The organism is Sporosarcina luteola, from assembly GCF_023715585.1.
GTDB classification, from domain to species: Bacteria; Bacillota; Bacilli; order Bacillales_A; family Planococcaceae; genus Sporosarcina; species Sporosarcina luteola_D.
In genome coordinates this window covers 1523596-1549573 of sequence record NZ_JAMBOK010000001.1, presented here as the reverse complement: position 1 = coordinate 1549573, position 25978 = coordinate 1523596, and the positions used below count along the sequence as shown (strand labels likewise).

The following is a 25978-nucleotide window of genomic DNA, read 5'->3' as shown; positions in this document are numbered from 1 at the left end:
AGGTTGTCTTCCTTTGCGTGCCTATCCAATTCGCATAAGTTGCAGACTAGCCATTTTATAACTGCAATGTTCTTGTAAGTCGGCGATCAGTTGGACGATATCGCCTTCCTGTAAGGAGACTAGTTGAGTGTTTGTCAATGTCGTGGAAATCAAGGATTCCGTACCGGATGAATGGACATGGACGTTGTCATTTATTTTTACCCGAAATGTTGAAGGGGTGCAGCTGATGACTTTCGAATCCAGAACGACGGTGTAGCTAATTTGGTAAATTCCGTCCTTTAATACTTGTAATCCATTGCGAACGACTTTGATGTCTTGTAACGGTCCGGCAATTTGGAAATTGACAGTCCCTGACGCCGAGCTTTTCGTTGTTGTATAGGCATATCCGTATGTCGTATCAAACGTCCCGGCAGGCCCGCGTTCCCCTTGTGGTCCTTGAGGTCCTCTTTCACCCCGTTCTCCTTTTTCGCCCCGTTCTCCTATCTGGCCATCCGGTCCTTGATAACCCCGGGGTCCCCGCTCTCCTTTTGGCCCAGGGCACCCCGGTTCTCCTGGTGGTCCTTGATAGCCGCGCGGGCCTCTTCGTCCTCTGCTTTCACTACTGCATTTACAAAAGGCATTCTCATTGCATTTTGGACACCGCTCCATTAAATTTCCTCCTTCACCACATCCTCTGAATCTACTATATGCCCAAGGCTTTTGCAGAGGGGGGACAATTGAATCAGTGCGTCCTCTTTTATAGGGTCAATTCACTAGGACTAGTTTCGTTTGGAAACAAATTGCCATAACGTAAGTAGAGGTGAGGTCTTGGATATACCCATTTGGCTGTTCATCTATGTGGATAGTTGCTTGTTTCTCATCTGTTATTTGTATGTACGGAAAATCAAAAAGCGGATCGGTTTTCAATTGGGGATGAATGTAAGCATGGTGATGGGCGGAATGATGGCAATGCTGTCCGGTGTTCTGTTCATTCTTCAATTTCCTTTCCACTTCACATATATTACAATGCTCTCCGCCCTGATCGGAATGGGATCGGGGGCCCTATTCGGTAAACTTTTTGATTATGAGACGTTTGTGGCTGGCCTGACGAATGGGGCCATTGTCGGTTTAATGGCACCGATGATCGGGACAGTTGCCGAGATGCCCGGGAGATTCGTTTGGGGCCTTCACATTTTATTCGCTATGGTCATGGTTGTCATTTTGAGTTCCGTTATAAGGTCGTGAGGCGCCATGTTGCTCATCCTCGTTTTACTTCTGTGGAATGTCGGCGAGATGGTTTATATTTACGGGATCTTCCGGAAGAAGCAAACTCTTTTTGACGATCGGTATACGAAGACGATGTGCATGGCGCTTTCCTCGATTTCTTCATTCGTCATCGCCCTTTATTTGCAATTGCTTCTCCCGCTTCACTTTGTTACGTATTTTCTTCCTTCCTGCGCAGGGCTTTGGATCGGTTGGAAATTTGGTTCATTCATGAAAGCTCCTGCCTCTTTGAACGGCATGTATAACGGCGCGATCGGCGGCATAATGGGCATGATGTTTGGCGCTGTCCTTCAAAACCCGGCGATTTGCAACATCCCGATTGAAACGGAAGCATCCTTCACATCTACTCTAGTGAGCCTTGTCCTTTTTTGTGCCGCGCTCCATACGCTTGTCCATCATTTCATACGCAATTCGCTGACAAAATAGGAAGGGATGAGGTTGCTGAAAATTGTATGGAGTATCGTTGTCCTCGCTCTCGGGTTGGCTGCGTTCTACTTGTTTTGGCCTCGTGCGCTTGACCTCCCGCAAATCGGAACTGTGGAAGAATGGCCATTTACTGAAGTGAATGGAAAAGAGGTGTCCCGGCAAGATAAGCCGAAGCTTGTGACTTTTTTCTTTACCAATTGTCCGGATGTCTGCCCGATGACTTTCATTGAATTACAAGAACTCCAGGGGGAGATGCAGAAAAAAGGAATTGCGGACGATGAGTACATTATCCTGGCCGTTACGTTGGACCCGGAATTTGATACGGAGGAAAGAATACGTCAGTATGCAGAAAATATGGGGATAACAGGCCCCAATTGGTTGTTTCTAAGAGGTACGGAAGAAGAGACGAAGCAATTTACACAAAGCTTTCATTTCACATATACGAAAAATGCCGATGGGTTTGTCACTCATTCCACTTCCATGTATATCGTCGATTCAGAGGACCGTATTCGATCGCTTCATAACATGTCAGTGGGGACGAAACGGGTCAATGTCGAGGAAATTGCCGACCAATTGGAGCAGTTCATCAACTAATGGAAGGGGGTCCCCAGCATGTCCAATAAGTTCAGTGAGTTGGCGATAGGTGAGCATCCGGAGTCCAACAAGCCACGCTTTCCGCCGTATTCATCACCAACGAGCGCAGTTTCAGCGGAGGAAACCCGGATTCTCGCAGAATATATCCAACAGAAAAATCTATTCCATGTGGTTCGTCGAGACGAATCCCTCCGGAAAACACTTCTGTTAAAGCAGTTCTTTAAAATGAAACGGCATCAGCAAGTCAGCATAATTTCAGCAATCAAACAGAATGAAACGATCACTACCGTGGGGAAGGTTGCCACAATCGGAAGAGATTTTGTTATGGTGACCGATTTGAAAAAGAGGATTTGGATACCATACGAAGCCATCGACTCCGCTACCATCCCCTTTGGATTTCCAACCTATTCAACCCCGCATCAACACCATATCTATGACAATCAACTTCAACAAAAGCTTGTATTGCGTTTCGGTGAGACCGTAGCTGCAAAAGATGCATTGGTTCGCCAATTTTTTGAGGAAACGCTCCATACGAATCTGTCGACTTGGAATGGTGTCTGGGTAGAGGTCAACACAGTGGAAAGTTCATTCTTCGGGAAACTGAAAGGCGCTTGCAAAACGGAATGTGTTTTACAACGAATGAGTAGTGAACACCGGATCCCGTTAAGCGAAATACGATTCATTACAACGATCGGGCCAGCTTCTTTATGGAAGAGGTTCGGGCTACAAGCAGTCACTGCCTGCAGCCAAAGAATAAAGGGATGGAGGGCGAAGTGAATGGGACTGAAAGAAGAAGACTTGCAAGGGAAGTTAGAAATGTTAATAGGGGAAGAGATGCTTATCATTACGAAAGCGACACAATTAAATTTATTAGGTCAAGTGTTCCGCCCTGTTTTTTCTGGGACGGTGTCAGATGTCCAACCGGGCCATATAACGTTAACACCCGTCATTATAAAAATGGTGAATGCCCCGTTTTACCGGTTTCCTTTTCCATTAAGCATTCCTCTTGAGCAAATTGTCTCGTATTCAACTGATGTGCCGAGTGATATGGCATTTCCACTAACATAAGCGAGGAGCGATGGTAATTGGGTCAATCATACAATGACAAAAAAGAGGAAGGGATCGTCCATTATTTCCGGAAGAATATGGGGCGCAGAGTTTTTATTTTAACCAAAGCGTTTCCTTTTATGTTCATTGGGAAAATCAAGTCGATTGTTGAAGACATGGTTGTTTTGGATGTGGAGACGACATCCATCCCCTCATTGGAGGGAAAGGAATGGACGGTGCATATCCATTCCATTGAAGTCTTTTATATTGAAACAGGGCTTGGTGCCAAAATTCCTCATCTGAAAGACAGCTAGAAAAGAGGGGGTTGTCAATGCTTAGAAAGTATCACGTAGTCGCTATTCCGATTCGAATCGTCTTGAACACGTTTGGCGACCATAATCCGAACGGCATGATGTATGTGTTGAAAGAGAACGAAGAAAAAGTGAAGCAGTCGGTGAAGGAAAATCCGTTCATGCCGGTACCTCTCGTACAGCCCCTCATTATTCGGGCGAATGAAGGGGATGCGGTGGAAATTCTTCTTGAGAATAAATTGCCGTTCCACGCAGGGCTTCATTTCCAGCAAGCGGAGTATGATGTCCGGACTGCGGATGGTGCCAACGTCGGGTTGAATGAAGAAAGTACGGTGCCGCCCGGCGAATCATATCAGTACCGGATTAACGTTGTAAAAGAGGGGATCTATTTCTTTTCGGATCTGGGGAATCCTGCAAGCAGTGAAAACGGCTCGAATGGCAATGGATTATTCGGGGCTCTGTTTGTTGAACGGCGTTTTTCGTGGTGGACGGATCCGGAGACGGGGAAGCCGATGAATAGCGGGGTGTTCGCGGATATCCATCATCCTATTTTGCCGTCGTTCCGCGAATATGCTTGGGTCTTCCATGATGAAATGGAAGTGGATGATCTAACCGGGAATCGGCCGATCCATCATTTGACAAACCAAGAGGAAAGTTCGTTCCACGGCGCCAATTATCGGTTTGAACCGATTAACCGACGGCAGCAATTGATTGCCGAAGGAGTGGTCTGCCCCAATTGTGAAGGGGAGGAAGTCCACCATGATTCGTGGGTGTACGGAGATCCCTCGACTCCTATTTTACGTGGCTATGTCGGAGATCCCGCAAAAGTCCGGGTCGTTCACGGGGGAGTAAAGGAAACGCATGTTTTTCATTACCATGTCCATCAATGGCTCAGCGATCCCGATGATTTGGAATCAGAGATTATTGACGCTCAATCGATCAGTCCGCAAACCCATTATACAGTGGAACCGCTTTATGGATTAGGCAGCTTGCAGGGTTCTTTCGGTGATTCGATCATTCATTGCCACTTATACCCGCATTTTGCGGCGGGCATGTGGGGACTGAACCGGGTTTTTAATACGCTTCAAGATGGCAGCCAGTGCTATCCGAATGGCGTTCCGATCAAGCCGCTGCACCCATTGCCCGACCGGGAAGCGCCGCCTAAGCCGACATTCGAAAAACCGGGGTTTCCGAATTTCATTCCCGGCAAGGTGGGTTATAAAGCACCCCGTCCACCGCTCGGCATCGTAGGGGGGCGGGGGTTGACAGAGTTGGAGCGGCATGCCGCCATAGAGAATCCAAGACCTGGAGCCGTCTTTACGGATCCCAGCCCCGAAAGTGCGCCGGTCCGGGAATTTAACATCTCGTTGATCGAGCTGCCGATTACGTACAATAAGCAAGGTTGGCATGATCCTAAAGGAAGAATATATGTACTGGATGAAGATTTGGAAGATATTTGCGCAGGGAGGAAAGAGCCGGAGCCACTCGTCATTCATACACCTGCCCATACGTCTTTTAGAATCAATTATACGAACCGTTTGCCGCATATTTTGGACGGGGATGCTTTTCAACTAGTCACCCGAGCATATGAAACCGGTTTTCATATCCATTTTGTCAAATTCGATGTGCTCGTGAACGATGGGGCGAATGTGGGCTGGAACTATGATTCCTCTGTATTGCCGGGTGAAACGATCCAGTACTGCTATTATGCCGAAGTTGAATTAAAAGCGTGGTTTTTCCATGATCATCTCTATCCGAACGCCCATCAGCAGCATGGCGTTTTTGGCTCCGGCGTCGTCCACCCCCGCTTTACGGAATTCCTTGATTCGCGGACAGGAGAGCCTGTCGTGCATGGGACACAAATCACGTCCAAAAATCCATTAATTCCGGATTACCGGGACTTTGCATTATTTGTACAGGATTTCACTTTATTGTTTGATAAAAACGGAAAACCGCTGCAACCGCCAAAGTTTCCGAGTTCTGATGACGATCCGGGTTTATTCGGCGTGAATTATAAGAACGAGCCGCTGCAATTCCGGTTAGGAAAAGATTGTGATCCCGCTTATACGTTTAGCTCTTATCAGAATGGAGATCCCGTAACCCCGATTTTGAGGGCTTATGAAGGGGATTCGATCCGGATCCGGCTGCTGCAAGGCTCGCAGGAAGAGTCCCATAGCTTCAATGTGCACGGGCTCAGATGGCATAAGGAGCGAGGCAGTCTGAACTCGTCATTGAAAGAACAGCAGCATATCGGAATATCGGAATCCTTCACGATGGAAACGTATATTGAAAGAGCGGGCGACTACTTATGGGCGTTTGAAACGGAGGAGGATTTATGGAACGGGCTATGGGGATTAATCCGTGCGTATGATGAGAAAGTACCGGATTTAATCTCATTAACTGACCGACCCGAGCCGTTAAAGCGTTCCAAACCGTTGCCGGAATACACGGGTGACAAGCCGCCGCAAGCAGAAGATCCAACTGTCCACCCTGTGGAGGGTCCGGTCCGCTATTTTGACGTTGTCGCTTTCCAAACGAAGCTGATGTATAACGACTTTGGCGACCATGATCCGCATGGCATCATGGTCGCCTTGAAAGAAGATCAAGAGGCCATTGTAAATGGAACGAAAAAGCCGGAGCCTCTCATTATCCGGGCCAATGTAGGGGATACCGTTGAAGTGACATTGACGAGCGAGTTGGAAATGGAGAAGTTTCCGTTTCCGGATGGGATCTATCCATATCCTGTTGTTAAAGAACAAGCGTATTACCCACCTTCTTTACGCATTTCCCTGCATCCTCAATTAATTCAATATGACGTCAAAACGTCTGCCGGGGAAACTGTCGGATTCAATGGCGACCAAACCGTTGGACCCGGGGAGAAACGGACGTATCGTTGGGTGGTGGATACCCAAGTAGGCGCTTGCGGGCTATGGGATATGGCGGATATCCGGAACCATAAATCACAAGGAGCGTTCGGGGCATTCATCGCAGAGCCGAGAGGAACGGAGTATGTTGATCCGTATACGCTGCAACCCGTTTCATCGGGAGCGAATGTTGTGTTGCGCAATCCGTTCTTGCCCGACATTAGGGAGTTTGTCGTCATACTGCATGATGGGGTGCGGTTGTACGATAAGCAAGGGCAGGTCATCTTTGATCCGGTTGACGGAATTCTCATCCCGCCTCCGGAGATCGACGAAGATTTACTCGATACGTACGACCAAGGTTCCCGGGGAATTAATTATCGAAGCGAACGGTTAATCAATCGTTATCGGAAACATCCGAAGCTGCATGAGTTGTTCAATTCCAACGTGTTCGGGGACCCGGCGACTCCCGTTTTTGAATGTTATGCAGGAGATCCTGTAACCATCCGGCTCGTGACGCCGGCAGAAAGAAGAAGGGCGCATTCTTTCCATTTGCATGGCCATCGTTGGCGGTTTGATACGAAAGACATCGAATCGCGTACAGAAGCCTTTGTCGGATTCCATGTCGCGGGAGCAGTGAAGAACTTGGAGTTGCTTGGAGGAGCAGGGGCCTATGGGAAATTTCCGGGGGACTATCTGTACCGATCCGGGAATATCCGCTGGGATATCGAACAAGGCATGTGGGGCATAATGCGCGTCCACGATAAACCGATTGCTGAACTGCCGCCTTTGGAGCAATAGGGAGAGGAGGGTTGAAAAATGAAAAATGAAGAGAATCGGAAGGAATGTCCGGAAACCCTTCCAAACCCTCACCTCCCTTCTCCGACGGATAATTTGCCTCCTGAACTCCTAGAAAAAATCCATGATGCCAATGAGTTATTGCTAGATTTGGCTCTATCAGATGATCGATCGACGAATGAAGTATATCAAAAAGTCTTCGATGGATTAATTGGCTTGTCCATTGAAGTTCCCATTCGAGCAGGAAAGTCTGTCGTGGGAAGGGCGACGCTCGCAGGTTTCGATTTTGTCGTACTCCAAGCAGAGGAGGGCACTTTCATTGTACCGTATGTACAAATCGAAAAAATCAAGCCTGCAGGCCGATTTGCCGAACCATTTCCTGACCCAAGATTAAAGGACGCCTCCCCGGGCTGTCAGCAGGCACTGACCTTCCGTTTCGGTGAGATGGTAGCTTCCTCGCCTGAATTGATCCACCTGTTCTTTAGAATCCGGTTGGACGTCTATTTGCTGACACTGGAATCACATGCACTTCAAGTCGTTACGGAAGATGCGACATTCATCGGAACTTTAAAACAGGTGGACAGAGAAACCGTCTGTCTTTCCATGAAGGAAAAGGATATTGAGATTCCAATTGGTGCGATCTATCTTATCCAAGTGTAGGTGCTAAATAAAGAAGTCAGCTAGTTCTCCACGGTAGCTGACTTCTTTCTAATTGGATCGTTAATGACCAGGTCAGTGCGGCTTCTCACAGGGGACTTCCACATGCGCGATTTTATCGATTGAAAAGATCCAAGACCGTCCAATTGGATGCTCCCGCTTTTCGGTCGCCGACTCTTCTTCGATGTCCACTTCTTTTCCTTTCTGTTGTAAGGCAAGGGTTGTCTCATTCTCTTGGGAATGGGTGTCTGACAGGAGAACTTCAACAAAATTTGACCCTACCGAGACGATGGTCCCTTTTACTTCAGTGCTATCCTCCAACTTGAACTGCACTTCACTCCACAACAACCGGTGGAGCCTGGAAAGGAGTCCGTTTTGCAATCCAGCCAATCGGATACTGAAGTGATGGCAACCACTGCACCGACAACAACCACAACGATGGTGGGAGTGCCCACAACAATCGAAGTGGCGGCAGCATTTTGAACAGCACCTGCCTATCCCTTCATAATTCTCATGCCGTCGATGCGAACAGCAGCAATTATGTGAACTCATACGATAACCTCCCTACGGCTTCACCCTTACTATATGTTGTAATCTGGGGAGTCCTTGGTTGGTCAACCTATGGGCAACTACAACAAAAAGGCATTCATCCACATTGGATCAATGCTCTTGAAGCTACTGTTTAACATCTTACATACTTACGTTTAAAGCCAATCCTTCCTCGCTCAATTTCCTTTTGGATGTTTTCGTAAGCGTTGAGGATGGCGGGTTTTTTATTGTCCCGTTTCATTTCGACTGGGCCTATTTCTTTTGCGGTTTCGACCGCTATTTCATGGAGCGGCAAATAGGAGTAGCCGACAGTGTATATGAAATTATTCATGGCAGACTTTGTGCGTTCTGGCGCATCGTGAATCGTGTTTTTGACGGTTTCAAGCATGCCGGCAAGCTTGTCCTCGGAAAATTCAACGTCGGGACGGTTCCCTAGGAGCCAGCAATAGCAGCTCCAGCCAGAAGACATCCTCAGTTCATCACCGCTAGCGATCCATTTATCGGCAATTTCTTGTGCAATATCCGCTTCCGCCAGCGTGACCGCCACGACATAATCGGAGAGCATATAAAAATACGCAGTATCCATCCAACGGTCAAAATCCGCTGCAGTCATCGCTTTCGGATCTGCGATGATGCCTGCGAAGTACATGGCGTCGTAGTTCCCTGTCGCGTAAAGCTCTTCCGCTAAAGCTTGGTCAATTCCAATTTTCTTAGCGATCGGTTTCATCGCACCCGTTGCGACGCCGAAAAGCGGTTCATGCGCGCCGTTCGAGATGTATATTTTCTTCGTTCGTTCTTTGCCAAGCGCTTCTAGTTCTTGCATAACTGTTTCGAAATCCATTCTTTTAGCACTTCCTTCTTAGCGATTTGCTCTTTATTTATCTTTATTATCCTCTAACGAACTGCCGTTTGTCAGTACTTAACTAAGGTGCCTGTGCAGCACACTATTCAGTTTATTAACTACAATTGTATATTTTCGAAAGGAAAAGTCGGCCATAAAAGCGAATGGCCGACTTTTCCTTGTATTTTAATACCTAAAGTTGAATTGTCATAAATGCACCATGCACAGGCACCGACACAATTAGGATTCGTTAGTTGTGTTGAAATTGAATTGGAGGGTGTCGTCGACGCGGATTTTCTCTTTTTTTATTGTGCCAAGGGGGAGGATTAGGGTCGAGTGTGCGTTTTTTACAGGAGGCACGACTCGCCAAGGTCGACGATACGACATTGATTTGATGACACGGTTTGATTTGGTTAGAAAGATGACGTCAATTGGATGCCTGATTATGAACATCCGGAGAGAATTGCAAGGTGTCAGTAGAAGCCCTTTATTGACAAGCTGACCATTGTGACTGATGCGCCCCATAAATCTCTTCCAAAACGTGTCAGCATGTTTGATTTGGAATGGCAGAAGAATCGTTTTAGAAATAGCTATTGAGCCCCCTTTTTAAGTCATTTTATTCTTTGTGGGCTGTAAAGATTCATGGGAGTGCCGAAGTTTGTTGCCTTTCATCTTCCAGAAAGCCCCTCGCCCTTCAACTAGGCAAGGGGCTTTTAGTTTGTAGCCAAATTATTATTAATTACATGTCAGCTGATTCCTGCCGTTTCGTTTGGAGGCATATAGTGCGTCATCTGCTCTTATGTATAGGCTGTTTCGCGTGTCACCTTGTTGGAAGTGAGTAATGCCCATGCTGACTGTAATCGGTAGGATTTCCCATTTGGCGGAGACTAGAAATTTGCGGAGGTCTTCCGCCTTTTCAATCGCTTTTTCAGGGATTGGTTCTTGCAACAGGATTGCGAATTCCTCACCGCCGATTCTTGCGATTGTATGAGGGGGGAGAACGGCGCTTTCCATTTTCCTTGCCAGTTCCTTCAATACAAGATCCCCGGTCGCGTGCCCGTATGTATCATTCACATGTTTGAAATGATCGATGTCTAATAGCAGCAATGAAAATGACTGATCGTCATTTTCTTCAGCGTTTTCGATGGCGGCAGCCAGCTCTATTTGAAAGATCCTTCGGTTATGCAGACCTGTTAGTTCGTCTCTTGCCGCAAGTTTTTCAAGTACGCTGTTTAGTTCCAGTAATTGTTGCTGCTTCTCTTCTACTTCCCGCAGGATGCCGAGCAATTTTGTATAGGTGACGTCAGTCTCTTTTTGGATTCGTTCAGCATTCTTTTTTGCTGTCATTAGCTGATTTTCGTATTCGTCCCGTGCTTTAATTTGCACGATGACGCATTCCAACAGACCGTTGCGCTCATTGGCATTCAGAAGGACAGGAACCGACCGGCCATCCACTTTGACATTCAAATACATTTCCCTTACTTTTTTGTGGACTGCAATTGCAGGAGGGAAGTAGGTTTGAAAGTAGATGCGGGATGGTACGGTCAACACGTCGTGGATATGGGAAGGACTCTGTTCGGTCTTCATCATATCCTTTAAGGTTTGATTCATGTCAATGATTTTCCAGTCGTGTTGCATGATGAAGTAGCCGCAAGGGGCAGCGTTCAATTGTTCATCCATAAAATTCGCTCCCATCTTATCCGATGATCCGTTTAATTTCCTGGACAGTCTCTTCTGGGTGGCTAATGTGTGGATTATGCCCTTTGGCTGTCTCCATGATGGACAGTTCACTGTTCGGTATATGCCTATGAAGGTATTGAGCAACTTCTAAAGGGGCGATTGCGTCCTCTTTCGTCTGAATGATGAGTGTCCGAACAGGGATGTTTTGTAAATCATGCCGATGATCGGACATAAACGTCGCTTCTGCGAATTGGCGGGCGATGACAGGTGAGTTGGCATTGAGCATCATTTCAAATTCTGCTGTCAGCTCAGGCTTTTCCTCGTTTAGCATTGCAATCGGCGCCAAGTATTTAGCCCATTCGTTATAATTAATTTCCATCATGTCCAGTAGTTCACTGATTTCTTCCAATTCAAATCCCCCATTGTAGCCGGGTTCATTCAAATAGCATGGTGACGCTCCGATCATGATAAGTTTGTCAAACAAACCGGGCCTTTGGATGGCGGCCAGTGACCCGATCATGCCACTGACGGAATGCCCGACGAAAATGATGTTTTCCAATTGCAAGGCATCGCAAACTTCCAACAGATCCTGCGCATACCCATGTAGCGAACTATATCGTTCAGCGGAGGAGGCGGATGCATCGCTCCTACCGGCCCCTACGTAATCAAACAGAACGACACGGTAGTTGGCAGCGAAAGCCGGTACGATATTCTTCCAGACAGTCTGATCGCAGCCCAACCCATGTGCGAAAACGATTGTCCGCTCACCTGACCCACTCACCTGCACGTGATTTCGTTTTATTATATGCTGATTCAAGATAATATCCCTTTCTATTACGTTTTCTAAATTTATGAGATGTAACTCATGGGAAAGTGTATATAAATGATAACTAGTATTATAGCTGAAAACAAGGTTCGTTGCACCGGGGAAGTTGGTAGGGAAAATGGTATCTCCCCTCTAAATACTGATTTCCTTCTCCTATAAAAATGTTATAATACCACTATAAAATCTAGTAGAGAAGAGAGGTTGGTCCTATGCTGAAGAAGTTGGCGTCAGATGCTCTAGGGTTATCGGATATTGGTAAGATCATCGGACCGGAGGATTATGATAAAACGGATGCGGATGATTATATTCGACATGAGGATAATGAGAAGATCTATTTCCTGATTAAGACGAAAGCGGATGAATATTGCTTTACAAACATCGCGTTTATTCATGTCGATGGGGAGAAGGCGGTTTCTTCGAAGCGTGTATTGAAACGCTACCCGTATTCGCGCTATCAAATCACGGATGTGCTGCTGGAAACGGCGGGCAAGGTGGATTTGGATGTGGAGATCAAGTTTACGTTAGGCAATCAATCTTATAGCATTGACGTTGATAAGAAGCAGCTTGCGAAGTTGAATGATCTTTACAAAGCATTGGTGTACATTTCGGAAAAGGCGCACGACAACAATATTTTGTTTGAGATGGCGACGCAGAGCCTCGATAAAGCTGCCAGCGTGCTGCAAAACTCACGTCCGTCCGACATTCAACTGGCCGACGAATACAAGCATTTAACAGAGTTCAGCTTCTCATGGCTAACATCCGCCCGCGACAAATACCATGTGAAAGACTTTGGGGATGTGTTTGAGAAGTATATTAATAATTGAGACCTGTTGATGAGAGCGGTGCCTGTGCAGCAAACAATTCAGATAATGCACTACAATTGTATATTGAAAAAGGAGAAACCAATGGCTGAGCTAAGTCATTGGTTTCTCTTTGTATTTTCATTCGAATTGATGAATAGTCATAAATGTGTCTTGCACAGGCACCCGTTCAATTCAGTTTATTCACTACAATTGTATATAAAATAGGATGAAGCCAATGTGGTCAACAAAAAAACAGCACCCTACCGTATTTTCATCCACTTTGGTGAATTGTCATAAATGCACCATGCACAGGCACCGACGAAGGGCAAAAATCCTTTGTTGCATATTTAATACTAAGTATGTATAATAATGCAATGTTATAAATAAATATTAAAAGGAGTGTAGGCTATGGAACATATGGGTTTGTTATCTTTACTTCCCCCGCTTATTGCGGTTATTCTAGCGATTGTTACGAAGAATGTTATTATCTCATTATTCTCCGGCGTTTTTGTCGGTGTTATTATTCTCGTCGGCGGAAATCCGCTAACAGCTACGACAGGTGTGATTGGCGATTATTTATTTCCGCAGCTGACGGATAGTTATAATGCAGCTGTGCTTGTGCTATTGTTTTTCATTGGTGGATTTGTCGCTCTTATGGAAAAGTCGGGCGGGGGAGCGGCGCTTGCTGCTGCTTCGGTGAAATACATTAAAACACGGGCGAATGCACAAGTATCAGCTTGGTTCGGGGGCATCCTCATTTTCTTCTCGGACCTTGGCACGCCGCTTATTGTTGGTCCGGTTTTTGAAAAGATCTTTGATAAAGTGAAATTATCCCGGGAGAAGCTCGCTTGGATTATTGATTCCACTGCTTCGCCGGTAGCTGTTCTCATCCCATTCATCGGGTGGGGCGTTTATATTATGGGGTTGATTCGCGCGGAGTTCGATAAGTTGGGCATCGCCGATTCTGAATTCAGTACACTCATTCAAGTGATTCCATTTCAATTTTACGCGATTTTGACGGTATTGCTCGTGCCTTTGATTGCCTTTACGAAGCTTGATTTTGGACCGATGGCGAGAGCTGAAAACCGTGTACGCCGGACAGGCCAGCTTTATTGGCCTGAGTCGAAGCCGTTGCGGAAGGCAGAGGAAATGAAGGAATATACGACGGGCAGCCGCACGATTCTCATTTGGCTTCCGCTTCTAGTTTTATTCGTTACGTTGTTCGGTTTGCTCGTTTCAAAGGGCTTTCCGGTCACTCCGGTTCCAGGCGGCGATTTCCGTGTCGCGCTTAGCACGGCGTATCTGTTTGCAGCCATTACGATTGTTATCCTCATGATTGTATATAAGGTGAAAAAGTTCAATGAGATTTTCGATATTTATACTTCCGGTATGCAGAAGATGGTGTACGTGGCGGTGACTCTTGTCCTTGCTTGGTCGCTTGGTAAGGTGATCGGGGAGATGGGAACGGCGGCTTTCATCGTAGAAGTGACGAAAGGAAACGTGCCGGCATTCATCATCCCTGCCATATTATTTATCGTAGGTGCTGTCATGTCCCTTGCATCCGGGACGTCTTGGGGAACGTTCGCGATTATGCTGCCCATTGCAATTCCGATGGCCGTTTCACTAGATGCCCATATGCTCGTATGCATCGGGGCAGTTTTATCCGGTGGGATTTTCGGAGATCATTGCTCGCCAATTTCTGATACGACGATCCTATCCTCGACAGGCGCGGGTGCAGATCATCTGGATCATGTCAAAACGCAATTTCCATATGCAGCGTTGAACGCATCCGTTGCTCTCATCGGATTTGTAGTAGCAGGATTGACGGGAAGTGCATACACACTTATTTTAGCAATTGCACTTCTCCTCGCGGCAACGTTTGTTTTATCTAGACGGAGAACAGGTAAAGTGGGAGAAGAATTGACAGCTTCTTGATAGCGCTTTTGACGGTGCCTGTGCAGCACACTATTCAGATTATGCACTACAATTGTATGGTGGAAAAGGAGGAATCCAATGATTGCAACAAATCATTGGATTCCTTTTGCATTTTCATCCAGAATGATGAATTGTCATAAATGTGCCTTGCACAGGCACCGGTTCAATTCAGTTTATTCACTACAATTGTATATTTAAGAAACGAAAAGTCCGCCGAATAAGCATTCATCGCTTGACCCGATTAAAGGGAATGACGGCTCGATCAATACGTTGAATACGAATATGTGCGTGCGCCTCGTCAATTTGACGGATGACGACCAAGTCGTTTCGGACGGTTCGCTTTCATATAACTATGCGATTGGTGAAGGTAATTCGGATTATTACTTCATTCTCCGTGACGATATTAACTTTGCGAAAGTGGAGGACGGGAAAGCGGTTGCCCTCGGAACCTAGCGCCTATCATCATTAACTCCAATATCAATTCATAAAATCCCATAGTTGCTGATAAGCTCGTTGATATGCATCATTTTTCATCGTATCCATTCGATAGACCATATCCGTTCCCTGATAAAGAAGGAAACCGTTTAAATTGTATCGTTTTCCAAATTCAAGATATGTTTCGAAATTCAGCAAGCCTGCGCCCATTTGGTGAGGGGAGTACGTGTCGATTTCTAGCGTAATACTGCTTCCTTTAATTTGCGCTTCGAGGAAGGCTTTGTGTAGTCTTGCCTGAGGGTCACCAAGACTTAGTCGGAATGTGTTAGGTTGCAAGTAAGCTCCGTCGAACCCGTAGTATTTCCAGTTATCAAAATTCGTTGTCCGTGCATGTGGTGCATAGATGAATTTCCTCTTCAGCTTATGGACTGTCTCTGCTGTAGCTGTAACGAGCAATTCGTCCTCCGCGTGAATGACAGTTTCATTCACCCAGTAATAGCCGGCGAACGTCAGGTTTGTGAATCCTGCGCGCTTCCATTGCTGCTCGATCGTTGAAATGTACCAGTTGACCATTTGTTTTCGGGCAGCTAGAGTGTTTGGCAGTTTTTTACCGTTCACGTCAATAATGGCCTCATTACGTTTCGGGTATGGGATTCCAATATAGACTTTTGCCTTTCTATTAGCCTTTACGGCTGTATCGTTCAATGGCTTTAATGGACCGGTCGTGGAGAAAAGTTTATCCGCAAACCATTTCCAATCACTATAATTCGCCTTGTTTTTAGGCGTTTCTTGGAATTCACCACCAGGATATTGCCGACCCATGATGACATATGTGTCAAAATAGGTAGCACTGCCTTCAGCAAGGTATGGAGCAAAGAACTCTTTGTTGAATGACTCCTTTTCAGTGCCGCTGTAGATCAACACACCGTTATTCATTCCCGTCGCCTTCAAGTCGGCAGGTTTTTGTGCGTATTTCATAAGTGAGTTGCTGACGGGATGAACCGTCGAACCCTTCTGGCTTACTGCATACGCGATAGCGGCCGCCTCATCTTTGAAGGATTTTACTACACGACCGTCTTTTTTCACTATGTATTCATGTGGTTTATCATAGACGCGCTTCAGGAAAGTGGAGAATTGCGCTCGGTTGACAGCGACGCTTGGCTTAAATGTGCCGTCGCTATAGCCTGTAGTGATACTATTTTCCGCAATTCCGTCAATAAATTTGTAATATGTATTGCCTTTCGCCACATCTTTAAAGGAAGAGCTTCCTTTGCCACTGTAGTTGTATGCAACGGCAAGTGCCTTTGCCATCTCATCACGAGTGAGCGGCTCATTTGGGTTGAAACGGTTTGATGAAATTGTGAATAGCCCTTTATTCGCAGCTATCATCATTTCCGAATAACCGCTCATCGTCGGCTTCAGATCCACAGGTTTGACTTTTGGTAGCTGGATTGTTGGTAGCTGCATAGCCCGCACAAGCATGACAGATGCGTCTTTTCTTGATAACACAGCCATTGGCTTGAATGAACCATCCGAAAATCCACGAATCACCTGCTTGTCCGTCAGAAAATGGATTTCATCATGCGCCCAATGATCTGTAGGTACATCCTTGAAACCTTGTGCTGATGCTGTCTTTGGTAGCAGGCAAAAGCTTAATATAATGACTATCGCCCATTTTAGTAGTTTCATTTTTATATCCTTTCTTGTTACTATTTTCATATTACTATTTTACCAGTGTGTTTCTTTTTAGGCAAACGAAAAACCTCAATTGTTTGGGTGCCTGAGCTATTTAATTTACTCATTACAATTGCATATTCGAGAAACAAAAAGTCAGCCATGAATGACTTGACTGACTTTTTGTTTTGTTTGTATGCATGCTGTTGAATTGATACAAATACGCTTTTCACAGGCACCGATACAATTCAGTTTAATTAATAATCTTTCTCCAACTCGAACTGCATGATTGTAGGGAAAAAGATACCTCTTTTAATGATCATCAATGGTTCCCCATCCATCAGGTAGGAATCCTTCATTCGGAAAGTGACAGTTGCAGTTGTGCTCATTCCCGGATTCAATCGGCCATCTTCAATATCGAGGCTCCAACTTGGGTAGACGTTGCCTTCATTCTTAATGGAGAACGACGTAGTACTGGTCGATAAAAAACAATTCGCTTTGCTGAATTGAAATGAGTTCTTGGAGAGATTTAGTGTAGAAACAATTAGATTTCCCATGTTTATCTTCTTATAAAGCGAATATGTGCTGCACAGGAACTGACAAAATTCAGTTTATTCAATACAATTGTATATTGTGTGATGGGGAAGTCAGTTGTATAAGTAACTGGATGTTTTTTTATTGTATCTTCATGCCTCGCGTTGAATTGTCATAAATATGCCACGCACAGGCACCTACAGAGGGCAGTACCAACTAATGTGTTTAGCTCTTTGATATGCGGGTACGTGAGAAGGTGATCGAGTATTTTGAAATTATTGGATTTGTTCGAAGGAGGTGACTTTATGTGAGGAGGGTACTCCTTTGTGGCAGTCTCTTTTGCTGTGTGTTTGTTGCGCCGCTTGCTGTTGCGCATGCAGAAGAGGAAGCTGGGAATGGCAGGGGCATTATGTCTGGTGTGCTGGAGAAGGTGGAAACGACGGTGATAGAAACGACTGAATCGGTTGGAGACGTTGTCGGATCTGCAGTCGAGGGGGTCGATGAAACGGTGAAGGATGCTGTTTCTATCACAGAAGATACGGTTGAAACGCTTGTCGAACCTTCTACGAAACGGCCCGTTTCTAAGATTTTGGATCATACGGTTGAATTTGTCGAAGGAACTGTCGATAATGTCGTTCCGGTTGTTGAAAAGACGATGGAAACTGCAAGCACTACAACTTCGACGGTGATGGACATTGTTGAAATTGAAGAGGTGGCTGATTCATTTGAAAAGGTTGTTAGGAATGAAATACCGCCACAAAATGAAGATGCACCCGCCATCAATGTACAGCCTGATGAAGTGGTTGGAAAACCTGTTTTTGATTCCAATGAAGATGTGACAGATGGCGACCAGAGTCCCAAGGTTAATTCCCAGGTAGTCCTCGAATTTACTGAATCGGTAGTAGATGACGATACAAAATTTATTGCGAACGAAGCCCTTGAAGAAACTGCGGTCAGACCTGTGAATCAAGTCGCGCGAGCCGCAGGAAGGAATAGCGCTCATGTCCCTCATCACCTGCTACCCCGCCAATTCCAATGAATACAGGCTCGTCGTGCAGGAGGAGAGGGTTGAGTGAGAATTGTTTGGGAATTGTTTGGGTGCCTGTGCAACACACTATTCAGGTTATTAACTACAATTGTATATTGTCGAAAAGGGAAGTCTGTCAGATTAGTATCTGGTAGACTTCCCTTTGTATTATTATTCCTTTACGTGAATTGTCATAATTGCGCCTTACACAGGCACCGGCACAATTCTAACAAAATTCAGTCACCATTCTTTATTCCAGATTGGTGCAAACCATTTTACGCCTCGGCGGTTCATTGGAAAGATCTTCATGTCGGCGATTAGATGGCTGGCGTACCCGGCTATCCCCGCAATGAGCAGAACGTCAATCTGCGATTCTTGTTGTAATTGATTCAAAATGAACGCGTAAAAAGCGAGCCCGAGGAATGAGTGGGTGTAGGATCGGTGTGATAGGAAGGACGCGATTACGATATAGCTTCCGACAAATAAAATGCCGATCGATTGATGCATTACAATTCCGAGCCACATCACCATGACGCCCGTGAGTGTCAACATTCTTCTCTGTGTAATGAAGCGCGATACGATGAAAAAGAGCAAGCCGATTCCAGCGTAGAGCAAGATGGACGGATTGAATCCTTTTGTGAAGTACTGGTAGATAATCGCGACGAGAATGCCTGCGCCGACAAGTTGCATCAGCCATTGGGTAATCTGCTTTGAAACGGTGATGCGATTGCTCGCCAATCCGTTCGTGTCCAAGTCGGGAACGAGCGCCGACACGCCGCCAACCGCAGAGGCGATTGCGATTGTATAAAGATCGGGCTGCACTTGATACCCTGCAAATGCTCCGGCAGTGATGCCGATAAGTGCATGTGAACTTCCTTTCATCTGTAAACCTCTCTTATGGTGTAATCTTTTCATTATCCCTCACGTTGAAGAGTCAAGGCAATGGGCTGATAATCACAGTTGTTCTTTAAAAGCGGGTACATGGGTAGAAAATTATTGATCGGATAGGTGTTGGAAGAAAAAACTTTAGCGTAAAAGGGATTTTATGTTACAATTATTTACAAATAATTGTGATTGGAGAGATGAAAGTGAAGAAGATGTTACCTGGATTTATCGCAATGTCCCTTGCATTCCTAATGATAACAATGCCAATCCACACAGCTAACGAAGCACCTGCAAAGTTCAAAAATTGTACCGAGTTGAATAAAACATATCCAGGCGGCGTCGCTAAAGATGCTAAAGTTCGGAACGTAGGCGGAAAAACGAAGTACAAGCCTTTTGTTTCAGCTGAAATCTATAAAATGCACACAAATATGGACCGTGATAAAGACGGAATAGCGTGTGAGAAGTAAAAAAGCGTTACCCAAAAAACGGTGCCTGTGCAGCACACTATTCAGTTTATTCACTACAATTGTATAAAGTAGAAAGGGGAAGCAGGTCATGGCAATATTTGACCTGCTTTTCTTTTTATTTAAATGCATACCGATGAATTGTCATAAATGTGCCGTGCACAGGCACCGGAACAATTCGGTTTATTCACTACAATTGTATAAAATAGAAAAGGGAAGTTGTCCATACCGACCTTTAGGCTGCTTCTCTTGGTATTTATATACCTTCCGTTGAATTGTCATAAATGTGCCATGCACAGGCACCAACACAAACACAAACACTGAGGCACCAACACTTACAGAATAAAGGAATTTCCGGTTGGGTGTCGTATTGGTATAAGAATAGATGGTGTGCCGTAGGGAGAGAGGGGGAAGGTCGATGAATCTTTATGATTTTGAACAGGTAGTGAGTTCTGCTATCGTCGATCGTGGTTCCGAGTATTATCATGCAGGATTTGTTTCAACGCTAGCACGCAAGGAAGCGGGGCGATATGGTGCGCGTGTTGAGGGCGCTGATGTGTATGAGATTGCCATCCAGCTAGATGAGGAGGGCAATATCCTTTCATCTTATTGCGATTGCCCTTATGATTTGGGGCCGGTGTGTAAACATGAAGTGGCGGTTTATTATGAGTTGATTGACAGACTGAAAGATGATGATTTTCCGGAGGTGGCGGGGGCAACTCAGCCAGATCTTAAACTGGTGCTTGAAAGCCTACCCAAAGCGGAACTGATCGATATACTCCTTCATTTAGCGGACGATGATCCGAGTTTTCATAATGAGTTGCTTTTCAATTATGCAACTGTCGATGAGAAGCAAGAGACTGCTCGCTACAAGAAGATGGTTGATTCAATCCTTGAGAAATATTGTGGTGGAAATGGATTTATTACATATAAATATGTTGGCGACTTCACGAATGAACTGTCCGCCGTTTTGAATAAAGTCGAGACGATGAAAAATCCGTTGATTGCTATAGAAATTGCGCAAGGGCTGTTAATTGAAGGGATAAAATCGTTTCAATATGCAGATGACTCGAGCGGCAATATCGGATATTTATTAGATCAAACGATTGAAACGATGGACACGATTGCGAACGGACCTTTAGGGGCTGCCGAACAAAGTGAGATGTTGGACAGGCTCATTCATTTATCGAAAATGGACGTATTCGAAGGGTGGAATGATTTCCGAATCGATGTGCTCGGCATTGGTATGAAATTTGCTGGAAATGACCAATTGCGGAAAACGTTAATGGATGAGTTGGAGGCAATGGTGAACGATTCGTCTGCGAATGATTATAGCCGTTATGAAAATGAGCGGATTTACAACTTGATGTATGACATTATTGAAACGCATGGCGAGGAAGAGAAAGCGAGACAGTTACTACAGGAGAACTTGAATTATTCATCATTTCGAAAGCGGTTGATGCAAGCTGAATTGAAGGAAGGCAATTTTGATAATGTGTTGGCGTTGGCTTCTGAGGGAGAGGTCATCGACAAAGACTATCCGGGCTTAGTAACGAGATGGAAAAAATGGCGCTATCGAGCGTATAAACTTTTAAATGCTCACGAACAGCAGATGAAAATTGGCCGGGAGCTGTTGGCAGGAGGGGAAGTTGAGTATTATTGGGAGTTGAAAGCGCTCGCTGTGGATCAGCTTGCACTTTATGAAGACTTAAAACGGGAATTGGCAGGTAAGGGGAATTATGTCTATGCACAGCTCATTGAGGCTGAAAACGATGTAGAAGCAATTCTGGAATATGTACGTGAACAACCTTCGTTGGTGGAACGTTATTTGAATCTCTTGTTGGAGTCTTATAAAGATGAGGCAATTGAGCTGTTCGAATATCATGTGAGGGTATCTGCGGAAAATGCGTTCAATCGCCAGCAGTATCAAGAAGTTTGCCAACTGCTGAAGCGATTCCGGAAGGTTGCCGGTCGTGAAGCACAATTAAGCTTAGCCAAAGAGCTCGAGCAAGCATACAAAAACCGCCCCGCTTTTTTGGATGAACTGAGCAAGCTGTAGGGAGTTTTTTTAGGAAACGGTGCCTAGGGAACGGTGCCTGTGCAGGGCACAATTCAGTTTATTAACTACAATTGCATAAATGAAAAGAGGGAAGCCGATCAAATCAACAATTGATCGGCTTCCCTTTGGGTTTTTATGAAATCCATTGAATTGTCATAAATGTACCTTGCACAGGCACCCACACAACTCCGGAACAATTCAGTTTACTTAAGGGTTTGTTGACCATAGGCCAGCAGATTTTAATAGGACGCGCGGGTGCAGTTTCAGTTGGGCAACCATTAATTCCGCAAGATCCTCCGGCTGCAGCACTTTATCCGGATTGCCGTCCGTGAGATTCTCTTCAAATGCCAAGTCGGTTGCTACTGTGCTCGGCGTTAAGGCGGTGACGCGGATGTTGTGCTTTCTCACTTCCAACATGAGGGATTCCGTCAGTCCAAGCACACCGAATTTGGAAGCACTGTATGCACTTGTGACAGGAGCGCCTTTTTGGCCGGCAGTTGAAGAGACATTGATGATATCACCTGTTTGACGCTCAATCATTTCAGGTAGCACTGCGCGTGTAACGTAATAAATGCCCATCAGGTTGACATCGATAATGTTTTTGAATTCCTCCGGAGTAAGTTCAAGGAACTTGCCGAATTTGCCGATGCCGGCATTGTTAATGAGGATGTCGATTGGACCGAGTTCCGATTTGACATGCTCGACAGCGTCAGTTACCGATTTATTGTCAGACACGTCCGCTGCAGCGATCGAAACGTTTACGCCGAATTCGCGAAGCTCTTCAGCGACCTTTTGAAGATTCGCCTCGGTCTTCCCGATAAGCCCGACATTGATGCCTTCCTTCGCAAAAGCGATTGCCGTCGCCCGGCCAATTCCGCGTCCAGCTCCCGTAATGATTGCATTCTTTCCAGATATGTTTTGCATAGTTAAATCTCCCTTCTTTATACGTTGACACGTGTAGTATAGCAAACCGCTGAGCTGACTCCTATGGAAACGATTTGCAAGTGGAAAGTGCATAGGGTATTGGATTGGACGTGAGGGAATTACTATCATATCTCTGCTGAACACCCAAAACACCCGTTGCATAGTCTATATGACGAGAGTTTTACAATGGAGGTATGCGAATGAATTTTAGATTCTTCACCGGCAGAGTAATGGAAATTAATGATTTTTCGATACAGCAGGATGATCAAGGGTCTGGGTGCTATAAAATATTTACGGTCGCTGATCGTGAAGGTTCCGTCGTCAATTTTGTCATCGAGCCGGGCACATATTTTGTCGATCATGTTTTAGTGAAGGTCGGAGATATCGTAACGGGTTTTTATGATGCGAATGCACCGACCCCTCTAATTTACCCACCGCAGTATCGGACGGTTGTCATGGCGAAAGAGAGAGCCGACCAGTTTGTAAAAGTAGATTTCTTTGATCGGAATTTAGTAAGCAGCGACGGAACCTTGAAATTGAACATAAATCGAAATACGCCGATTTTACTTGAAAATGGACAGTTATTTGCGGGAAGTCCAGCAAATCGTGAGCTGATTGTCATTTATAGCACTACGACCCGCAGCATTCCCGCCCAAACTACACCACATAAGGTGATTGTGATTTGTTAATGCCGAAATTTGTGTGCTGCTTTCGGTGCCTGTGCAGCACGCAATTCAGTTTATTGACTACAATTGCATAAACAAAAAGAGGGAAGCTGATCAAATCAATCTTTGACCAGCTTCCCTTTGAATTTATATGAACTTCAATGAATAGTCATAATTGCACCATGCACAGGCACCCACACAATTCTCACATAATTTATTAATGGATATTGCGCTTTGTGAAACTTCCGCCACGCACTTCAGCGACTTCGTAAACAGTGACAAACGCTGACGGATCGATTTCAAGAATGATTTCCTTCATTTTGCTATCTTCGAGCCGGTTGATAATGCACGTAATTTCCCGGAATTCTTCATTGGAATATGCGCCTTGAACGATACTATACGTCGAACTGCGGCCAAGACGATCGCGAATCGTTTCGACCATATCTTCAGGTTCATTCGTAATAATCTTATACATTTTAGAACCGCTAAGTCCTTCTTCGACAATGCTGATCACTTTAGTGGCGATGTAGTATGCAATTGCGGATAAGAAAGCTCCTTGAAGTCCGAAGACAATCGAAACGATAGCGAAAACGAAGACGTTCAAAAATAGGATCAAATCACTTGTTCCGAACGGCATTCTCCGTGAAAGCAAGACAGCTAACATATCGATTCCGTCAAGAGCCCCTCCATTACGCAGCGCTAACCCCATTCCGAAACCGAGGATGATTCCGCCGACAACTGTTATTAACAGCGTATCTCCGTGAATGATTATGGGCACATGATGCATCAAGCTCGTGCTGATTGCCAGTGTAGCAATTCCGAGCACAGAGTAGATGGCAAAGCTTTTCCCGATTTGTTTATAGCCTAAAAAGACAAAAGGGATATTTAAAATCGCGATGAGAAGTCCCAATGGAAAGCCGAATAATTCTGATCCAACGATACTTAGACCTGTCACGCCTCCATCTGATACCTTGTTTGGAATAAGAACAGATTCTAATCCGTAGGCGGCAATGAGGGCACCGAGCATAACCAAGGCGCCGCGAGCAAACAATTTCCATATAGCTGTTTTTTGTTGGGTTTTTGGCATTTGTTGTTCCTCTTTTAAGCAGTTTTTTTTATTCTACACTTATCTTCTGCTCGTTGCCAGTTCATCTCCCTCGGAATGGAGATGGTGCCTGTGCAGGATTCAATTTAGTTTATTCACTACAATTGAATAAATGCTATATGGAAAGCTTTATTTGTTAATGAACTTCAATGAATAGTCATATCTGTTTCTTGCACAGGCACCGACATAATTCAGTTAATACACTACAATTGCATAATCAAAATAGAGAAAGCCGACCGTGTCAATTGCAGGTCAGCTTTCTCATGAATTTATATACATCAAATGGAATTGTCATAAGTCTGTCTTACACAGGCACCCCTGAAAAGGCACCTCACAAAAGCACCTCATCAGGCGAGCATCTCTCATCCTTTGCAAACAACCTCAGCGACTGCTTTTGCGGCGACGAGCAAGGCATCTTCGTCGATGTCCCATTTTGGATGGTGGTTGAAATACGCTTTTTCCACGCCCTTCGGTTTACTGCCAATGTAGAAGAAGCAAGACGGGTACTTCGCTGCATAATAGGCGAAGTCTTCCGAACCGGAGAACATAGGGAACTCCATCACTGACTTGATTTCAGGCTCTGTGGAGCTTTGAAGGGCGGCGACAACCTCAGCCGTAATTTCCGGGTCGTTAAATAGCGGTGGATAATCCGGCACATATTCAAGTTCACACTTCACCCTAAATTCTTCTTCAATCCCTTTGGTAATCCGGTGAACTTCCTTGCTGATCAACTCTTGGACTTCGGCGGTCATATACCGCACATCGCCCTCTAGTTCGACACTATCCTTGATAACATTGAATTGCCCTTTCCCGTCAAACGAACCAATTGTGATAACGCCCATGTCAAAAGGGTTCAACCGGCGGCTCACGACGGTTTGGATCGCGGTGACAAAATGGGCGCCTGCGACAATGGCGTCGTTCGCCAAGTGTGGAGACGATCCGTGACCGCCGACACCTTGAATTTTCAGTTTGAAGTAAGTCCGGCCCGCCATCGAATAGCCGCTACGGTATCCGACATCACCCGCTGGATTCGTTGGGAAGAAATGCACACCATATACTGCATCAACACCATCCAGTACACCAGACTCAACAATGCTTTTTGCACCGCCCGGCGGAACTTCCTCCGCATGCTGATGAATGATTTTAATCGTCCCTGAAAGCTCGTCCTTCAGTTGAATCAAACAATCCGCAAGCACGAGCAGATAGGCCGTGTGCGCGTCATGTCCACAAGCGTGCATGACTCCCTCGATTTTCGATTTGAAAGGCACATCCGTCTCTTCATGAATCGGCAACGCATCAAAATCCGCTCGAAGCCCAATCGTCTTCCCGGGCTTACCACCTTTAATCGTCACGATGATGCCATATCCATTTCCTACATTCCTTTGGACATCAACATCTTTTCCTGCATAAAAATCTGCAATATACTGTGCAGTCTTTTCCTCTTCGAACGAAAGCTCAGGATACTCATGGAAATGACGCCTGATCTGTATCATCTCGTCCTTGCGTTGTTCTAGCATATTCATCAATTGCTGCTTCATCATCTCAATCCTTCCAATCCGTTAAATACTAATATCGTCAGTCTTAACATGTTTCCCGTTAAACAACAGCTCAAACA

26 protein-coding genes and 1 pseudogene are annotated in these 25978 nt (G+C 45.4%); 15 read left to right on the top strand and 12 right to left on the bottom strand.

What is annotated here, in order from left to right:
* Window positions 1-21: 21 nt before the first annotated feature.
* Window positions 22-648 (bottom strand): collagen-like protein, encoded by a 627-nt coding sequence (locus M3193_RS16700; RefSeq protein ID WP_285851856.1) that lies wholly within the window; start codon window positions 646-648, stop codon window positions 22-24.
* A 159-nt stretch (window positions 649-807) separates the two neighbouring features.
* On the opposite strand from M3193_RS16700, the gene M3193_RS07740 reads away from it, so the two are divergent.
* From M3193_RS07740 to M3193_RS07705, 8 genes are read left to right on the top strand one after another with little or no spacing between them, the layout of a single operon-like run.
* Entirely contained in the window at window positions 808-1224 is a 417-nt protein-coding gene (locus M3193_RS07740) for a hypothetical protein (protein ID WP_251625786.1), read from the top strand.
* 6 nt (window positions 1225-1230) lie between these two features.
* Window positions 1231-1689 carry a hypothetical protein gene (locus tag M3193_RS07735; protein WP_251625784.1) on the top strand — a complete coding sequence of 153 codons (459 nt, stop codon included), beginning with the start codon at window positions 1231-1233 and terminating at the stop codon, window positions 1687-1689.
* 12 nt (window positions 1690-1701) lie between these two features.
* Window positions 1702-2283 carry an SCO family protein gene (locus tag M3193_RS07730; RefSeq protein WP_251625782.1) on the top strand — a complete coding sequence of 194 codons (582 nt, stop codon included), beginning with the start codon at window positions 1702-1704 and terminating at the stop codon, window positions 2281-2283.
* Window positions 2284-2301: 18 nt separating this feature from the next.
* On the top strand, window positions 2302-3060 hold the full coding sequence (locus M3193_RS07725; RefSeq protein WP_251625780.1) for a hypothetical protein: 759 nt from the start codon (window positions 2302-2304) through the stop codon (window positions 3058-3060).
* Window positions 3061-3351, top strand: coding sequence for a hypothetical protein (locus tag M3193_RS07720; RefSeq protein WP_251625778.1), 291 nt, complete (start codon window positions 3061-3063; stop codon window positions 3349-3351).
* A gap of 17 nt (window positions 3352-3368) precedes the next feature.
* Window positions 3369-3644, top strand: a complete 276-nt coding sequence (locus M3193_RS07715; protein ID WP_251625776.1) for a hypothetical protein — start codon at window positions 3369-3371, stop codon at window positions 3642-3644.
* A 17-nt stretch (window positions 3645-3661) separates the two neighbouring features.
* On the top strand, window positions 3662-7303 hold the full coding sequence (locus tag M3193_RS07710; RefSeq protein WP_251625774.1) for a multicopper oxidase domain-containing protein: 3642 nt from the start codon (window positions 3662-3664) through the stop codon (window positions 7301-7303).
* Window positions 7304-7321: 18 nt separating this feature from the next.
* On the top strand, window positions 7322-7960 hold the full coding sequence (locus tag M3193_RS07705) for a hypothetical protein (RefSeq protein WP_251625771.1): 639 nt from the start codon (window positions 7322-7324) through the stop codon (window positions 7958-7960).
* 72 nt (window positions 7961-8032) lie between these two features.
* On the opposite strand, the gene M3193_RS07700 is transcribed toward M3193_RS07705, so the two are convergent.
* The 5 genes from M3193_RS07700 to M3193_RS07680 form a co-directional block, all read right to left on the bottom strand.
* Window positions 8033-8278: a hypothetical protein gene (locus tag M3193_RS07700; RefSeq protein WP_251625768.1), complete on the bottom strand. Its 246-nt coding sequence runs from the start codon at window positions 8276-8278 to the stop codon at window positions 8033-8035.
* 361 nt (window positions 8279-8639) lie between these two features.
* Window positions 8640-9347: a DNA alkylation repair protein gene (locus M3193_RS07695; protein WP_251625765.1), complete on the bottom strand. Its 708-nt coding sequence runs from the start codon at window positions 9345-9347 to the stop codon at window positions 8640-8642.
* Between the two features lie 240 nt (window positions 9348-9587).
* Window positions 9588-9905, bottom strand: coding sequence for a DUF192 domain-containing protein (locus tag M3193_RS07690; RefSeq protein ID WP_353056394.1), 318 nt, complete (start codon window positions 9903-9905; stop codon window positions 9588-9590).
* Window positions 9906-10082: 177 nt separating this feature from the next.
* Window positions 10083-11027 carry a GGDEF domain-containing protein gene (locus M3193_RS07685; protein WP_251625759.1) on the bottom strand — a complete coding sequence of 315 codons (945 nt, stop codon included), beginning with the start codon at window positions 11025-11027 and terminating at the stop codon, window positions 10083-10085.
* 16 nt (window positions 11028-11043) lie between these two features.
* Entirely contained in the window at window positions 11044-11844 is an 801-nt protein-coding gene (locus tag M3193_RS07680; RefSeq protein WP_251625756.1) for an alpha/beta fold hydrolase, read from the bottom strand.
* A gap of 218 nt (window positions 11845-12062) precedes the next feature.
* Between M3193_RS07680 and M3193_RS07675 the strand changes: the two genes are divergently transcribed.
* The 3 genes and pseudogenes from M3193_RS07675 to M3193_RS07665 all read left to right on the top strand — a co-directional run.
* Window positions 12063-12677 carry a PH domain-containing protein gene (locus tag M3193_RS07675; protein ID WP_251625754.1) on the top strand — a complete coding sequence of 205 codons (615 nt, stop codon included), beginning with the start codon at window positions 12063-12065 and terminating at the stop codon, window positions 12675-12677.
* Between the two features lie 387 nt (window positions 12678-13064).
* The gene (locus M3193_RS07670) at window positions 13065-14591 is read left to right on the top strand and encodes a Na+/H+ antiporter NhaC family protein (RefSeq protein WP_251625752.1); all 1527 of its coding nucleotides are present in this window, start codon (window positions 13065-13067) and stop codon (window positions 14589-14591) included.
* Window positions 14592-14816: 225 nt separating this feature from the next.
* Window positions 14817-15038, top strand: a pseudogene (locus M3193_RS07665) (ABC transporter substrate-binding protein); the annotation flags it as partial.
* Between the two features lie 30 nt (window positions 15039-15068).
* Here the strand turns inward: M3193_RS07665 and M3193_RS07660 are convergent.
* Window positions 15069-16715 (bottom strand): DUF4855 domain-containing protein, encoded by a 1647-nt coding sequence (locus tag M3193_RS07660; protein WP_251625750.1) that lies wholly within the window; start codon window positions 16713-16715, stop codon window positions 15069-15071.
* A 242-nt stretch (window positions 16716-16957) separates the two neighbouring features.
* Window positions 16958-17257, bottom strand: coding sequence for a hypothetical protein (locus M3193_RS07655; RefSeq protein ID WP_251625748.1), 300 nt, complete (start codon window positions 17255-17257; stop codon window positions 16958-16960).
* A gap of 284 nt (window positions 17258-17541) precedes the next feature.
* Here M3193_RS07655 and M3193_RS07650 point away from each other — a divergent pair, with 284 nt between their 5' ends.
* Complete coding sequence (locus M3193_RS07650) at window positions 17542-18273, top strand: hypothetical protein (RefSeq protein ID WP_251625746.1); 732 nt, start codon at window positions 17542-17544, stop codon at window positions 18271-18273.
* Between the two features lie 228 nt (window positions 18274-18501).
* On the opposite strand, the gene M3193_RS07645 is transcribed toward M3193_RS07650, so the two are convergent.
* Entirely contained in the window at window positions 18502-19143 is a 642-nt protein-coding gene (locus tag M3193_RS07645) for a metal-dependent hydrolase (protein ID WP_251625744.1), read from the bottom strand.
* 215 nt (window positions 19144-19358) lie between these two features.
* Here M3193_RS07645 and M3193_RS07640 point away from each other — a divergent pair, with 215 nt between their 5' ends.
* Both M3193_RS07640 and M3193_RS07635 read left to right on the top strand, forming a co-directional pair.
* Window positions 19359-19613, top strand: a complete 255-nt coding sequence (locus tag M3193_RS07640) for an excalibur calcium-binding domain-containing protein (RefSeq protein ID WP_435372034.1) — start codon at window positions 19359-19361, stop codon at window positions 19611-19613.
* 415 nt (window positions 19614-20028) lie between these two features.
* Window positions 20029-21669: an SWIM zinc finger family protein gene (locus M3193_RS07635; RefSeq protein WP_251625741.1), complete on the top strand. Its 1641-nt coding sequence runs from the start codon at window positions 20029-20031 to the stop codon at window positions 21667-21669.
* Between the two features lie 207 nt (window positions 21670-21876).
* On the opposite strand, the gene M3193_RS07630 is transcribed toward M3193_RS07635, so the two are convergent.
* Window positions 21877-22593 (bottom strand): 3-ketoacyl-ACP reductase, encoded by a 717-nt coding sequence (locus M3193_RS07630; protein ID WP_251625739.1) that lies wholly within the window; start codon window positions 22591-22593, stop codon window positions 21877-21879.
* Window positions 22594-22793: 200 nt separating this feature from the next.
* Between M3193_RS07630 and M3193_RS07625 the strand changes: the two genes are divergently transcribed.
* The gene (locus M3193_RS07625; protein WP_251625737.1) at window positions 22794-23282 is read left to right on the top strand and encodes a hypothetical protein; all 489 of its coding nucleotides are present in this window, start codon (window positions 22794-22796) and stop codon (window positions 23280-23282) included.
* Between the two features lie 193 nt (window positions 23283-23475).
* Here M3193_RS07625 and M3193_RS07620 read toward each other — a convergent pair whose 3' ends face one another.
* Together M3193_RS07620 and M3193_RS07615 are read right to left on the bottom strand one after the other, a co-directional pair.
* A complete protein-coding gene (locus M3193_RS07620; protein WP_251625735.1) occupies window positions 23476-24345 on the bottom strand; it encodes a YitT family protein in 870 nt (289 codons plus the stop codon).
* Between the two features lie 380 nt (window positions 24346-24725).
* Complete coding sequence (locus M3193_RS07615) at window positions 24726-25901, bottom strand: amidohydrolase (protein ID WP_251627247.1); 1176 nt, start codon at window positions 25899-25901, stop codon at window positions 24726-24728.
* Window positions 25902-25978: the final 77 nt, after the last annotated feature.